The following is a 13,473-nucleotide window of genomic DNA, read 5'->3' as shown; positions in this document are numbered from 1 at the left end:
TGCTGGCGACCGAAGACCGGCACGGGCGCAATGAGCCGGCACGACGTTCGTTCCACGATCGCCGCCTGCGCATGGGGGAGCGCGCCACGGGCGACCGCCCGGTTCGCCCGGCTCGGCGCGGGCGCAAAAAAAGAGCCGCCGTTTCCGGCGGCTTTGAAGTTGATAACAGGGAGGCGTCAAACAGAGTGGACAGGAGCCACTCGGTGTCCAAACGAGGACGGTTCCGGTTGTAAACGCGAAAGCTTAATCAACCGTAAATGGCGAAAATTTTTCAATCTTCGTTAGCCATGTCGGCCACTGGCCGACCGCGTTTCTACGGCCGCGAGGTTCACGACTTGAAGATGCTGGCGGCGGCATCACGCGAGGCGCGCTTTTTCGCCACCGCCTGCTCGATGCGCTCGATCTCGGCCCGGAGCAGCGCCACCCGGCTGGTCAGCTCCTCGACCGACAGCATCGACAGATCCTGCCCGATCTCGTGCGAAACGGCCTTGCGCGGCCGATCGTCGTCCTCGTTCGCCATCTCACCCTCCTCCCGGTTGCCAGCCATGCCCCGGCTGGCTTAAGCACGCGGCAGCACCCGCTTTCAGCCCTCGCCGAAGGATTTCTCATGGAACAGCTGCCCGCGCAAATGACCGTGGTCGCCATCAGCCAGCCGGGCGGACCCGAGGTGCTCAAGCCGGAAACCCGGCCCGTGCCCAAGCCCGGCCCCGGCGAGATCCTGATCAAGGTGAAGGCCGCCGGCGTTAACCGTCCCGATGTCGCCCAGCGCTCCGGCAGCTATCCGCCGCCGCCCGGCGCCAGCGACCTGCCGGGGCTGGAAGTGGCCGGGGAGGTCGTGGCGCTCGGCGAGGGCGCCGTCCGGCACAAGCTCGGCGACACCGTGATGTCCCTGGTCGCCGGCGGCGGCTATGCGCAATATTGCATCGCACAAGACGCGCAGGCGATGGCGGTGCCGCCGGCGCTGTCCCTCCTGGAAGCCGGCGCCCTGCCCGAGACCCTGATGACGGTCTGGCACAACGTGTTCGAGCGCGGCGGCCTGAAGGCGGGCGAGACCCTGCTGGTGCATGGCGGCTCCTCCGGCATCGGCACCATGGCGATCCAGCTCGGCAAGGCATTCGGCGCCAAGGTGCTGGTCACCGTCGGCTCGCAGGACAAGGCCGACGCCTGCGTGAAGCTCGGCGCCGACCGCGCCATCAACTACAAGACGGAGGACTTCGTCGCCGTGGTCAAGGAAGCGACCGGCGGCAAGGGCGCCAACGTCATCCTCGACATGGTCGGCGGCGACTACATCGAGCGCAACTACGACGCCGCGGCCACCGATGGCCGCATCGTCCAGATCGCCTTCCTCGCCAGCCCCAAGGCGTCAGTCAATTTCGTCAAGCTGATGGTGAAGCGCCTGACCCATACCGGATCCACGCTGCGCCCGCGCAGCAACGCCGACAAGGCGGCGATGGTGGCGGCGATCGAGGCCAAGGTGATGCCGTTCCTGCGCGAGGGCCGCATCAAGCCATTGATGGACTCGACCTTTCCCCTCGCAGATGCAGCCAAAGCGCATGCACGCATGGAGACGAGCCAACATATTGGCAAAATTGTGTTGGAAATCTAGGCGCAGTCTAAACACAGCGTGTTTGGAAACTCTTTGATTCTCCTCGCTTTCGTGCCAATGATCGCGCACAGCTGAACCGTGCCTGGAACGGCTCCAATTAGCCCGGCGACGACCTCTTTCGATTTGGCTTGTTTCGCTTTGGATTGGTGTCGAACGCGGAGATTTGACATTGCGTCTGATCAGGTGCCTCGCGTCGTTGGCGGCGCTGGGCCTCGTGATGTGTGGTGCCGCTGCCCCCGCTCAGGCCGTTGACGCGGTCAGCGTTCGCAGCGATGCGCCTGCGATCGACCTCACGGGCATCCTCGATCATCAGCGCAGCGAGAACGACCGCATCCAGGTCTCGACCGCGCCCGGCACCGACGGCATCGTCCGCCGCATCGAGGTGCGGGCCCGCGAGGGCGGCCAGAACTGGATCGTGTTCGCACTGGCCAACAACACCGACGACCAGCTCGACCGCCTGATCGTGGCACCGCACTACCGCGTGGTCGGCTCCGGCGTGTTGTGGCCCGATCTCGGCCTGTCGCGCATCGCCACCATCACGCCCTCGGTCGGCGACCTGCCGGAGCGGCAGGAGAGCCCGACCGCCGACGTCTTCCGCGTCACCCTCGATCCGGGCTCGGTCGTTACCTTCGTGGCCGAGCTGCGCACGGACAAGCTGCCGCAGCTCTATCTGTGGGAGCCCGAGGCCTACAAGGACAAGGTCAACTCGTTCACGCTGTACCAGGGCATCGTGATCGGCATCTCCGGTCTTCTCGCCCTCGTTCTCACGATCCTGTTCGTGGTCAAGGGCAGTATCATGTTTCCGGCGGCCGCGGCGCTGGCCTGGGCGGTGCTGGTCTATATCGGCGTCGATTTCGGCTTCTGGGGCAAGGTCCTGGACATGTCGAACAATGCCGAGCGCGTCTGGCGCGCGGCGGGCGAGGCGATCCTCGCCGCGACCCTGCTGGTGTTCCTGTTCGCCTATCTCAATTTGTCGCGCTGGCACGTTCGCTACTCGCACATCACGCTGGGCTGGCTGTTCTTCCTGGGCTCGCTGGTCGCGGTGGCGCTGTTCGACCCGGCGGTGGCCTCGGGCATCGCGCGCATGTCGTTGCTCTTGATCGCCGTGCTGGGCTTTGCGCTGATCGTCTATCTCTCCAGCCACGGCTTCGACCGCGCGGTGCTGCTGATCCCGACCTGGTTCCTGCTCACGGTGTGGGTCGCCGCCGCCGGCATGACGGTTGCGGGCCAGGTCACCAACGACATCGTCGGCCCGGCGCTGCTCGGCGGCCTCGTGCTGATCGTGATGCTGATCGGCTTCACCGTGATGCAGCACGCCTTCGCCGGCGGCGGCGCCACCACCGGCATCGTCTCCGACGTCGAGCGCCGCGCGCTGGCGCTCGCCGGCTCCGGCGACCTGATCTGGGACTGGGACGTCTCCGCCGACAAGGTGTTCACCAGCCCGGAGACCGAGAGCCTGCTCGGCCTCAAGCGCGGCACGCTCGAAGGCCCGGCCGCGAAATGGCTCGAGGTGCTGCATCCGCTCGATCAGGACCGCTTCCGCGCCGCGCTCGACAGTGTCCTCGACCAGCGCCGCGGCCGCCTGGTGCAGGACTTCCGGCTGCGCACGCCCGACGGCCATTTCATGTGGTTCGCGCTGAAGGCGCGCCCCGTGGTCGGCTCCGACGGCGAGGTCTCGCGCGTGGTCGGCACCTTGACGGACGTGACCGAGTTCAAGAATGCCGAGGAGCGCCTGCTCCACGACAGCGTGCACGACAATCTGACCGGCCTGCCCAACCGCAAGCTGTTCATCGACCGTCTTGCCGCCGTCGCCAATTTCGCCAAGTCGATGCCGGCCATGCGGCCGACCCTGATGGTGATCGATCTCGACCGCTTCAAGCAGGTCAACGACTCCGTCGGCATCGCGGTCGGCGATTCCATCCTGCTGACCCTGGCGCGGCGGCTGTCGCGCATCCTCAAGCCCCAGGACACGCTGGCGCGGCTGGCCGGCGATCAGTTCGGCCTGATCCTGCTGTCCGAGCAGGACCCCGCCCGCATCACCGCTTTCGCCGAGACCATCCGCAAGACCATCCGCGCGCCGATCGCCTTCAACGAGCGCGAGATCTTCCTGACCGCCTCGATCGGGCTCGCTTTGTCCGATCCGCAGACGCAGCTGTCGGAGGACATCATCAAGGATGCCGAGCTTGCGATGTATCATTCCAAGCGCATCGGCGGCGACCGCATCGACGTCTACAAGCCGGCGATGCGCGCGCGCAAGAACGACCGCCTGACCCTGGAGAGCGAGCTGCGCCGCTCGATCGAGCGCCAGGAGATCACCATCCTTTACCAGCCGATCGTGCGGCTGGAGGATCGCTCGATCGCCGGCTTCGAGGCGTTGGCACGCTGGGACCATCCGAAGCTCGGCCGGATGTCGCCGATCGAGTTCATCACCATCGCGGAAGAGATCGGCCTGATCGTCGATCTCGGCACCTTCGTGCTCGACCAGACGGCGCGGCAGCTCTCGGTGTGGCAGCGCGCGACACGGCTGCGCGAGCCGATCTTCGCCAGCGTCAACGTCTCCTCCCGCCAGCTCCTGCGCCACGACCTGATCCACGACATCCGCTCGGTGCTGGCGCGCTCTTCGGTGGCGCGCGGCTCGCTCAAGATCGAGCTGACGGAATCGCTGGTGATGGAAAACCCCGAGCACGCCGCGCAGATGCTGGCGCGCATCCGCGAGCTCGGCGTCGGCCTGTCGATCGACGATTTCGGCACCGGCCATTCCTCGCTGGCCTATCTGCAGCGCTTCCCGTTCGACACCTTGAAGATCGACCAGTCGTTCGTGCGCACCACCGCGCGCGGCACCCGTCCCGTCATCCTCAAATCGATCATCGCGCTGGCGCACGACCTCGGCATGGACGTGGTGGCGGAAGGCGCGGAGACCGACTCCGATGCCGTCGAGCTCTATCAGCTCGGCTGCGAATACGCCCAGGGCTACGCCTTCGGCGAGCCGATGGACGCCGACGCCGCGATGCGGCTTCTCACGGAAGAGCGGCTGGAAGCGGCGAGCTGAGGCTGCAATGCATCCAGGACGGCAACAGCCTCAGGATGCATCTTTCATTTTGCTTCGTTTGAGGTAGATTTACCGCGGTACCGCGTAAAGGGTGCCGTGTGAGTGATGACCGATGCGTGCTTGCGGGGCAGAAGGCTCGCGACATGGCCCGTTCGCGACGAGCCTAGTCCGTCTCGAACTGCGACAGCGCCGTGAGCGCGCGGCGATAATTGTCGCCCCCAAGCCGGCGTGCCACCCGCTTCTCGTGCGCGGCGACCAGTGCATTGGCCTTCTTGAGCATCAGGCGGCCACGCGGCGTCAGGCCGAGCGCATGGGCCCTGCGGTCGTGCTCGGAGCGTTCGCGCACGATCAGGCCGGCCTGCTGCAGGTCGTCGAGCAGCGCGACCATGCGCGCGCGCTCGATGCCCAGCGCGCCGGCGATCGCGATCTGCGCGGCGCCGGGATTGGCCGCGATCGTCTCCAGGATCGAATAGAGGATGACGTCGAGGTCGATCGTCGCGAGCGCGGCGTTGACATCGCGGAAAATCCAGTGCTGCAGGCGGCGGACGAAATAGCCGAGATGGTTCTCGAGCTCACCGAGACCGATCCCGGAATCCTGGCTGGTTGTGTCTCGCTGCGCTCCGGTGCTCGCGCTCTTGGGCATGCTGGCTCGCTGACATGAGGCATCCTTGCCTAGACCGATGCCGTCGCAGGGGCAAGCCGCTCCAATCGGTCACATCCACAATAATTGCAAAGTACAACCATTCTGTTAGTCTCGCGGTCAACGAATACAACATGGGAGGGAAACGCATGCCGTCATCGATGGCGATGGTTGCCTGCATTGCAACCGCAATGCGGCGGCGCATTACACCCGATCGCGGCGCCCGCCGCGCAGCGTGTTCCTCCCGCACTGCAGCTTCAGCGATCACCTCCCGCAGCCCGGAGACACGCCATGGCTGATGCAGAACGCCGCGCCTCCGAGCCTGCGATGTTCGCCGAGCCGTCGATCGAGGCTGTCAGGCGCGACGACGGCGCGATCATCCTGCGCTCGCGCATGCCGCTGCAGCCGGCCGCGCGCTGCACCGGCGAATGGCTGGAGCATTGGGGCCGCCATTTCCCGGATCGCACGTTCCTGGCCGAACGTCGTGGCGACAACTGGACCTGGCTCACCTACGGCGAAACATTGATGCAGGTCCGCGCCGCCGCGGCCTGGATGCTCGCGCAGGGCCTCGGTCCGGAGCGTCCGCTCGCGATCCTCTCCGACAACAGCATCGCCCATGCCGTGCTGGCGCTCGCAGCGCAGCATGTCGGCATCCCCGTCTGCGCGATCTCGCCGGCCTATTCGCTGATGTCGACGGATCACGAGAAGCTGCGCGCGATGATCCGTCTGCTCGATCCGGGCGCCATCTTCGTCGCGCAGCGCGAGCCGTTCGCGCGCGCGCTCGCGGCCGTCGACGGCCTGCATCGGGCAACGATCATTGCCGGCGACGGCGATGGAACGAGCGCGGTGCCGCTGCAGACCCTGCTCGCGACGAAGCCCGGCGCCGAGGTCGACCGCGCCTTCGCCGCGGTCACGCCGGACACGGTGGCCAAGCTGCTGTTCACCTCCGGCTCGACCGGGCAGCCGAAAGCGGTGATCAACACGCACCGGATGCTGACCATGAGCCAGCAGGCCAAGGCGCAGTTGTGGATGTTCCTGCGCGAGGTCGAGGGCGGCCCCGTCATCGTCGACTGGCTGCCATGGAGTCACACCTTCGGCGCCAACCACAATTTCAACCTGGTGCTGAGCCACGGCGGATCGATCTACATCGACGGCGGCAAGCCTGCGCCGGGCCTGTTCGAGACGTCGCTCGCCAATCTACGCAGCCTGGTGCCGACGATCTATTTCAACGTGCCGCGCGGCTTCGACATGCTGGTCGCGGCACTCAGGTCCGACGACGATCTGCGCCGCAGATTTTTCTCCGGCGTCAGGTGCATCCTCTATGCGGCCGCGGCCTTGCCGCAAAATCTGTGGGATGCGCTCAACGAGATGAGCCGGGCCACGATCGGCCGCCCTGCACCGCTGGTGTCGGCGTGGGGCGCCACCGAGACATCGCCGCTCGCGACCGACTGCCACTTCTTCGCCGAGCGCGCCGGCAACATCGGCGTGCCCATCCCCGGCACAGAGCTCAAGCTGGTGCCGACCGGCGAGAAGCTCGAGGTGCGCGTGCGCGGGCCGAACGTGATGCCGGGCTATTGGAAGGCGCCCGAACTCACGGCCGCGGCTTTCGACGAGGAGGGCTTCTACAAGATCGGCGACGCCGTGAAGCTTGCAGATCCCGAGCATCCGGAGCGCGGCCTGTTCTTCGACGGCCGCATCACCGAGGATTTCAAGCTCAGCTCCGGGACATGGGTGAACGTCGGCGCGCTGCGCGTCGCCGGCATCGCGGCGCTGGCGCCGTTGGCGCAGGACATCGTGATCGCCGGCCACGGCACCGACGAGGTGCACTTTCTCATCGTGCCCAACATCGCAGCGTGCCGCGGCGCTGCCGGGATGACCGAGGCCGTCCCGGCCGGCGACGTTCTGGCGCATCCATCGGTGCGCACCGCCATCGCGCGAGGATTGGCCAGGCTCCGCACCGAGGCGGTCGGCTCGTCGCGCTATGCGACCCGTGCGCTGTTGATGGCGGAGCCGCCCTTGCTCGATGCCGGCGAGATCACTGACAAGGGCTATATCAACCAGCGCGCAGTGCTCACCCGCCGCGCCGATCTGGTCGCACGACTGAAGGATGAAACCGCGACCGAGCTGATCAGGCCCGACATGTCCTGACCCAGAACTACGCAACTACTCAACTCACTCACAAGACGGCGCTCGTATTACTACGGGAATGCCTCGCGAGTGCGGCAATTGGTTACCATCCACACTTAACCGGGCATCAACTGCGAATCCTTAAAATCACTCGCATCTAGCTCCCTCATTTGCCCGGACCGCCCCATGGCTCAGCCGCGTTTCTCTCTCGCTTTCCGCATCTACGCGATCATCGGCCTGTCGTTCTGTGGACTGGTGGGGCTCGCCGCAACGCAGAGCCAGAACCTCGAGACCGCTCTCAAGGATCAGCGGCAGAGCGAGCTGAGCCATCTGGCGCAGACGGCAGTCAGCATCGCCCGCGAGGAATATGACGCGATCGCGCGCGACAAGGTGCCGCCCGAGGTCGCGCAGAAGAAGGCGGCCGAGCGGATCGGCAAGCTGCGCTACGGCAGCGGCGACTACTTCTGGATCAACGACATGGGTCCGAAGATGGTCATGCATCCGATCAAGCCGGAGCTGAATGGTCAGAACCTCGCCGACAACAAGGACCCGACCGGCAAGCGGCTGTTCGTCGAAATGGTCGACGTCGTCAAGCGCCAGGGCGCCGGTGTCGTCGACTACATGTGGCCAAAGCCCGGCAAGGATGCGCCACAGCCGAAGATGTCCTATGTCGCCGGCTTCGAGCCCTGGGGCTGGATCATCGGCACCGGTGTCTATGTCGATGATCTCGAAGCCCAGATGTGGGAGAGCAAGCGCAGCGTGTTCATTGCCGCCATGCTGGTGATGCTGATCATCGGATCGATCACGCTGATCATCGCGCGGCGGATGTCGTCGGCGCTGGCCGCGATGAGTGGCGCGCTGACCGAGCTCGGCAATGGAAACTTCGACATCAAGCTGCCGGGCCAGAACCGCAGCGACGAGCTCGGCGACATGGCGCGCTCGATCGAGCAGTTCAGGCAGAAGACCGAGGAGAAGGCGCGGCAGACCGCGATGCTCGAAGACGAGCAGCGCCAGGTCGCAGAGCGCATCAAGACCAAGGCGCTGCAGGAGATGGCCGAAGCCGTCGAGCAGGCCGCCAGCAGCGCGGTCGGCGAGGTCGCGCAGGGAACCGGCCACATGGCCGACAATGCCAAGTCGATGACCGACAGTGCGCTGACGCTGGAGCGCAACTCGAGCAGCGTTGCGGCGGCGGCCGAGCAGGCCCTCGCCACCACCCAGACGGTCGCCAAGGCGTCGGCCCAGCTCGCCGCCTCGATCTCGCAGATCTCCAGCCAGGTCAGCTCGTCGCGCGAGCTCACGCGCAAGGCCGTTGCCGCCTCGTCCGACGCCCAGGCCACCATCGCGAAGCTGTCGGAAGCCGCCGACAAGGTCGGCGCCGTGACCAGCCTGATCAGCGAGATTGCCGGCCAGACCAACCTGCTGGCGCTGAACGCCACCATCGAGGCCGCCCGGGCCGGCGATGCAGGCCGCGGCTTTGCGGTCGTCGCCTCCGAGGTGAAATCGCTCGCCGAGCAGACCGCCAAGGCGACCAGCGAGATCGCGCAGCAGATTGCCGAGATTCAGGACTCGACCCGCGCCTCGGTCACCTCGATCGGGGCGATCGGCGAAGTCATCCGCAACGTCGAAGCCGTATCCTCCGGCATTGCCGATGCGATCCAGGCGCAGAACAGCGTGACCATCGAGATTTCGCGCACGGTCGAGGAGACGTCCGCCGCCGCGCGCGAGGTCGCCAGCCAGATCGCCGAGGTCTCTCGCGAAGCCAGCGAGGCCGGCCGGCGCTCGACCGACATCCGCGACGGCTCGACTGTTGTCGCCGACAAGGTGCAGCGGCTGCGCACCGAACTGGTGCGGGTGATCCGGACGTCGACTGCCGACGTCGATCGCCGGCTGTCGACGCGGCTCAACATCAACCGCCCGGGCACGCTGCAGGTGAACGGCGAAGCGATCCCTGTCACCGTGCGCAACCTCTCGCTCGGCGGCGCCCTGCTCGAAGCCGTTCCGGTTCGTCTGACGATGAACACGTCGGTGACGCTTGCCATCACCGGCATGGTGTCCGATCTGCCGGGGACCGTGACCCGCGTTGGCGACCGTACCGCGTTGGTCCAGTTCGCATTGAACCCGGAGCAATCGGCGCGGCTGACGGCGCTGGTCTCGGACCGTCAGGCGGCGTAACGCGCCGATCTCCGCCTCAACGGAAATGGCAGGCGACGAGATGCCCCTCGGCGCTTGCCTTCAATGGCGGCACTTCCTTGCTGCAGACGTCCTTGGCGATCGGGCAGCGGGTATGAAAGTGACAGCCCGATGGTGGATTGATCGGGCTCGGCACCTCGCCCTTGAGCCGCACGCGCTTGCGCTTGACGCTCGGATCCGGGATCGGCACCGCCGACAGCAGCGCCTCGGTGTAGGGATGTTTCGGCGTCGAATAGAGCTGGCGTGACGGCGCGGTCTCGACGATGCGGCCAAGATACATCACCGCGACGCGGCGGCTGATGTGCTCGACGACCGAGAGGTCGTGGGCGACGAACAGATAGGCGATGCCGAACTTCTGCTGCAGATCCTCGAGCAGGTTGATGACCTGGGCCTGGATCGACACATCGAGCGCCGACACCGGCTCGTCGCAGATGATCAGCTTGGGCTCGACCGCGATCGCCCGCGCGATGCCGATGCGCTGGCGCTGGCCGCCCGAGAACTCGTGCGGATAGCGCGTCATGTGGTCGGCCTGCAGGCCGACGGTCTCCAGGAGATGAACGATGCGCGCCTCGTATTGCTGGCGTGAGGTCGCCAGCCCATGGATGGTCAGCGCCTCGCCGATGATGGCGCCGATGGTCATGCGCGGGTTGAGCGAGGCATAGGGGTCCTGGAAGATGATCTGAATGTCGCGGCGAAGCGCGCGCAGGCTTTCGCCGGACAGCGCGATGACGTCCTTGCCCTCGAAATTCAGTTCGCCCGAGCTCGGCTCGATCAGCCGGAGGACGCAGCGCCCGGTGGTCGATTTGCCGCAGCCGGACTCGCCGACGAGGCCGAAGGTCTCGCTCGGCTCGATGTCGAAGTTGACGCCGTCCACGGCCCGCACGCTGCCGATCTGGCGCTTCAAGAGCCCGCCCCGGATCGGGAACGCCTTGGTCAGGTTGCGTACGCTGAGCAGCGGCGCGGGTACGACGGGGGTGGCAATGGCAGCTTCGGTCATCACAGCAACATCTCTTCGGCGCGGATGCACGCTACCTTGTGGCCGGGCTCGATCTCGCGCAGCAGAGGCTGCGCGGTCCTGCAATCGGGAATGGCGAAGCGGCAGCGAGAGGCGAAGCGGCAGCCCTCCGGCGGATTGACCAGCTTCGGCACGCTGCCGGGGATGCTTTCCAGCCGGCTCTTCCTGACCGCGTCGAGATCGATCCGCGGGATCGAGCGGATCAGGCCCTGCGTATAGGGATGGCGCGGATTGGCAAACAGCCGCTCGACCGGCGCCTCCTCCGCGACCCGGCCGGCATACATCACCACGACACGCTGCGCGACCTCGGCCACGACGCCCATCGCGTGGGTGATCAGCATGATCGACATGCCGAGCCGCTCCTTCATGTCGAGCAGCAGATCGAGGATCTGCGCCTGGATCGTGACGTCGAGCGCGGTGGTCGGCTCGTCGGCGATCAGGAGCTTCGGGTTGCACGACAGCGCCATCGCGATCATCACCCGCTGGCGCTGGCCGCCGGAAAAGTGATGCGGGTAGTCGTGAATGCGGGCTTTCGGATTGGGGATCTGCACCAGCGCCAGCATCTCGGCCGCCCGATCCATCGCCGCCTTGTTGGACAGGCCCTGATGCAGCCGGATCACCTCGGCGATCTGATCGCCGACGGTGTAGACCGGGTTGAGCGAGGTCATCGGCTCCTGGAACACGATCGCGATCTCGCTGGCGCGGATCTTGTTCATCTCGGACGAGCCGAGCGGCACCAGGTCACGGCCCTGCCACAGGATCTGGCCCCCGGCGATGCGGCCGGGCGGCATCGCGATCAACTTCAGCACCGACATCGCGGTGACGGTCTTGCCGGAGCCGGACTCGCCGACCACGCACAGGGTCTCGCCGCTGCCGATCGAGATGTCGACGCCGTCGACGGCCTGGACCTCGCCCTCGTCGGTGTTGAAATAGGTCTTCAGCCCCTTGATCTCGAGCAGCGGAGCCACGCGCGCGTCCATCACATCACCTTCCGCGGATCGAGCGCATCGCGCAGGCCATCGCCGATGAAGTTGATCGCGATGACCGTGAGGAAGATCGCGCCGCCGGCGAACAGCGCCCAATGCGGCGCGATGTCGAGATAGTCCTTGGCGTCGAACAGCAGCCGGCCCCAGGTCGGAATGTCCGGCGGGAAGCCGAGACCGAGGAACGACAACGTCGATTCCGCGATGATCGCGGCCGCGACGTCGATGGTGCCGGCGACGATCACCGGCCCCAGCGCGTTCGGCAGGATGTGGCGAACGACGAGACGGGTGTTGGAGGCGCCGAGCGCGCGCGCCGCCTCGACGAATTCCTTCTCGCGCAGCGACAGGAACTGGGCGCGGACCAGACGCGCCACATGCATCCAGCGGAAGCCGCCGATCACGAGCACGATGAGCACGAACACGCCGCCTTCCGGGCCGAGCCAGCCTTTGAGGAAATCGCGGAACAAATAGATGATCAGGAGCAGCAGCGGCAGTTGCGGCAGCGACAGAAACAGATCGGTCAGCCACATCAGCGCGGCATCCACCGGTCCCTTGGCCGAGCCGGCGATCGCACCGACGAGAATGCCGACGAACAGCGCCACGCCCATCGCGGCAAAGCCGACCGCAAGCGAGATGCGGCCGCCATAGATCATGCGCGCCAGCAGATCCTGGCCGAGATCGTCCGTGCCGAACGGGTGCTCCCAGGACGGCGGCGCGAGGCGTGCCGTGAAGTCGATCTCGTTGATCGGAATCCGCCACAGCCACGGGCCGAGCAGGATCGAGAGCGCGAGCAGCAGCAGCACGACGATGCTGGCCGCCGCGAGGCGGTGACGGAGGAAGCGGCGGAGCGCGTCGCGGCCCGGCGAGAAACGCCGTTTGGGCGATGCGACGACCGGCACCGTCTCAACGGAAGGAGATGCGTGGGTCAAGCCAGCCATACAGAATGTCTGCGATGAGGTTGAAGAGGACGACGAGACAGGCGAACACGAAGGTCACCGCCATGATGACCGGCGTATCGTTGGCGAGGATCGCGCTGATCAGGAGCGAGCCGATGCCGGGAATGCGGAAGATCTGCTCGGTGACGATGGCGCCGCCGAACACCGTCGGCATCTGCAGCGCGACCAGCGTCACCACCGGGATCAGCGCATTGCGCACGACGTGCTTGACGATCACCTTGCCCTCGTCGAGGCCCTTGGAACGCGCGGTCGTGACGTAGTCGAGCTTGATGACGTCGAGCACGGCGGAGCGGACATAGCGCGTATAGGACGCCGCCTGGTAGAGGCCGAGCACCATGACCGGCATGATCGCCTGCTTGATGCTCTCCCACCACCATTGCCAGCCGGTCGCCTGCAGGTCGGCGCGATAGACGAACGGCAGCCAGCCGAGATTGACGCTGAAGATCAGGATCAGCAGCAGGCCGGTGAAGAAGGTCGGCAGCGAGAAGCCGATGAAGGCGAAGGTGTTGGCGATCTGGTCGAAGATCGAATACGGCCGCCGCGCCGCGAGCACGCCCACCGGCAGCGCCACCGCCAGCGCCAGGATCTGCGCGGTGCCGACCACGTAGAGCGTGGTCGGTATCCGCTGCAGGATCAGCGTGTCGACGTTGACGCGGCTGGCGAAGGAGAAGCCCCAGTCGCCCTGGAACATGGCGACCAGCCAGTGGACATAGCGCAACAGCACGGGATCGTTCATCCCGAACTTGATGCGCAGCGCCTCGCGCACCTCGGGCGGCACGTTCGGGTTGCTCGCGAGCTCGCCGAATGGATCGCCCGGTGCCAGCGCGAGCAGCACGAACAGAATGAGACTGATGCCGAGCAGGCTCGGCACAGCGACGATGAGGCGCCTGAGAAGATAGTTTCCCAT

The 13,473-nt window shown here is 66.3% G+C and carries 10 protein-coding genes; 4 read left to right on the top strand and 6 right to left on the bottom strand.

The genetic code is table 11. The features are described 5' to 3' along the window. Positions 1-328: 328 nt before the first annotated feature. Positions 329-520, bottom strand: a complete 192-nt coding sequence (locus QX073_RS12660) for a DUF1192 domain-containing protein (RefSeq protein ID WP_315713892.1) — start codon at positions 518-520, stop codon at positions 329-331. Between the two features lie 87 nt (positions 521-607). Between QX073_RS12660 and QX073_RS12655 the strand changes: the two genes are divergently transcribed. Together QX073_RS12655 and QX073_RS12650 are read left to right on the top strand one after the other, a co-directional pair. Next, complete coding sequence (locus tag QX073_RS12655; RefSeq protein WP_316193520.1) at positions 608-1,606, top strand: NAD(P)H-quinone oxidoreductase; 999 nt, start codon at positions 608-610, stop codon at positions 1,604-1,606. A gap of 169 nt (positions 1,607-1,775) precedes the next feature. Continuing rightward, entirely contained in the window at positions 1,776-4,655 is a 2,880-nt protein-coding gene (locus QX073_RS12650) for an EAL domain-containing protein (RefSeq protein ID WP_315713890.1), read from the top strand. 163 nt (positions 4,656-4,818) lie between these two features. Here the strand turns inward: QX073_RS12650 and QX073_RS12645 are convergent, their stop codons facing one another. Beyond that, positions 4,819-5,298, bottom strand: a complete 480-nt coding sequence (locus tag QX073_RS12645) for a MarR family winged helix-turn-helix transcriptional regulator (protein ID WP_316169479.1) — start codon at positions 5,296-5,298, stop codon at positions 4,819-4,821. A gap of 288 nt (positions 5,299-5,586) precedes the next feature. Here QX073_RS12645 and QX073_RS12640 point away from each other — a divergent pair, with 288 nt between their 5' ends. Together QX073_RS12640 and QX073_RS12635 are read left to right on the top strand one after the other, a co-directional pair. After that, on the top strand, positions 5,587-7,443 hold the full coding sequence (locus QX073_RS12640) for a feruloyl-CoA synthase (RefSeq protein ID WP_316201458.1): 1,857 nt from the start codon (positions 5,587-5,589) through the stop codon (positions 7,441-7,443). 165 nt (positions 7,444-7,608) lie between these two features. Beyond that, on the top strand, positions 7,609-9,594 hold the full coding sequence (locus QX073_RS12635; RefSeq protein WP_316201459.1) for a cache domain-containing protein: 1,986 nt from the start codon (positions 7,609-7,611) through the stop codon (positions 9,592-9,594). Between the two features lie 16 nt (positions 9,595-9,610). Here QX073_RS12635 and QX073_RS12630 read toward each other — a convergent pair whose 3' ends face one another. The 4 genes from QX073_RS12630 to QX073_RS12615 are packed head-to-tail and all read right to left on the bottom strand — an operon-like array spanning position 9,611 to position 13,473. After that, complete coding sequence (locus QX073_RS12630; RefSeq protein ID WP_315713886.1) at positions 9,611-10,609, bottom strand: dipeptide ABC transporter ATP-binding protein; 999 nt, start codon at positions 10,607-10,609, stop codon at positions 9,611-9,613. Beyond that, a complete protein-coding gene (locus QX073_RS12625) occupies positions 10,609-11,607 on the bottom strand; it encodes an ABC transporter ATP-binding protein (RefSeq protein ID WP_316225841.1) in 999 nt (332 codons plus the stop codon). Before QX073_RS12625 ends, QX073_RS12630 begins: the two co-directional genes overlap by 1 nt. Continuing rightward, positions 11,607-12,548, bottom strand: coding sequence for an ABC transporter permease (locus QX073_RS12620; RefSeq protein ID WP_315826014.1), 942 nt, complete (start codon positions 12,546-12,548; stop codon positions 11,607-11,609). The genes QX073_RS12625 and QX073_RS12620 overlap by 1 nt, the downstream gene beginning before the upstream one ends. Further along, positions 12,514-13,473, bottom strand: coding sequence for an ABC transporter permease (locus QX073_RS12615; RefSeq protein WP_316165784.1), 960 nt, complete (start codon positions 13,471-13,473; stop codon positions 12,514-12,516). Before QX073_RS12615 ends, QX073_RS12620 begins: the two co-directional genes overlap by 35 nt.

The organism is Bradyrhizobium sp. SZCCHNS3052, assembly GCF_032484495.1.
GTDB lineage: Bacteria > Pseudomonadota > Alphaproteobacteria > Rhizobiales > Xanthobacteraceae > Bradyrhizobium.
This window is presented reverse-complemented; position numbering and strand designations above follow the sequence as displayed.